The organism is Rhizobacter sp. P3_B12, from assembly GCF_056402895.1.
Map to the genome: position 1 here is coordinate 1 of NZ_JBFUGN010001416.1, position 1,169 is coordinate 1,169.

Consider the following 1,169-nt stretch of genomic DNA (forward strand, 5'->3'; position numbering starts at 1 on the left):
GCACGGTGTGGACGCGACGCGCATTCGCAGCCTTGCGCGCGGCCAGCTCGCCGGCCTCGAACGCGAGGCCGGGCTCGTCGCCGGGACTGGGGGCTGTCGTCTCCACGTCGCGCCTTTGCGGTGATGCGCTTTGCTGGGTGTGCGCAGGATGGTACGCGGTCCTACAACGCAACCTGGCCCCGCATCCCACCTTTGGAGGGTCCGCCGCCGACCGTTCATCCTTCAAGTTGATGACGGCGCGTTGACGATGCGCGACACCGTCGCTAGGATCGCCGCTTTTCCACCCCTGCCTGCCCGTCCGATGCGCCGCTGAGCCTTTCCCTCGAACGCCGTTCCACGCCCCCTTGATGCGGCGTGGCGTGCCTGCTTCTTCGGAAGCTTCCTCGGAAAGCCAGCCATGTCATCGATCTCCACGGGCCCGCGCCCGTCCGGGGCGCATCCGCCCGCCCCTCCTGCTTCTTCCTTCTCGTCTCCGTCGTTCGCGTTCCAGTTGCGCGATGTGCAATGGCGCACGCCCGACGGCCGCGCGCTGTGGTCGACCCCGCTGTCGCTGTCGATCGGGCCCGGGCGGCTCGGCATCGTCGGGCGCAACGGCGTCGGCAAGAGCGTGCTGGTGCAGCTGCTGACCGGTGACCTCGAGCCCTCGGGCGGCCGCGTCGAACGCGCCGGCCGCGCGCATCGGGTGTCACCCCCGCTGCTCGCGCACGACCCGCGGCGCGTGGCCGATGCGATGGGGCTGGCCGCGGCGCTCGCGGCGGTCGATCGCCTTGCGGCGGGCCTCGCGACGGCCGATGACCTGTTGCTTGCGGACGGCCAGTGGGACCTGCCGGCGCGCATTGCGCAGGCGCTGACCGACGCCGGCCTGCCCGGCCTCTCGCCCGGCACGCCGATGGCCGCGCTGAGCGGCGGCGAGCGCATGCGCGTCGCGTTGGCCGGCGCGATGGCGGCCGAGGCCGACTGCCTGGTGCTCGACGAGCCGAGCAACCACCTCGATGCGCCGGCGCGTGCGTGGCTGCAGCGCTGGCTGCGCCAGTGCCAGCGCCCGGTGGTGCTGGTGAGCCACGACCGGCAGCTGCTGCGTGCGGTCGACCGCATCGTCGAACTCGGGCCGCGCGGCCTGTCGGTCTACGGCGGCGACTACGGCCTGTACGTCGCGCAGCGCGACGCGC

Annotated in this window: 1 protein-coding gene; it reads left to right on the forward strand. The window is 72.9% G+C overall.

What is annotated here, in order from left to right; all coding sequences use genetic code 11:
- Positions 1–397: 397 nt before the first annotated feature.
- Positions 398–1,169 (forward strand): ATP-binding cassette domain-containing protein (locus AC1D01_RS35725; RefSeq protein WP_477874409.1); only part of this gene is annotated, 772 nt, incomplete at its 3' end.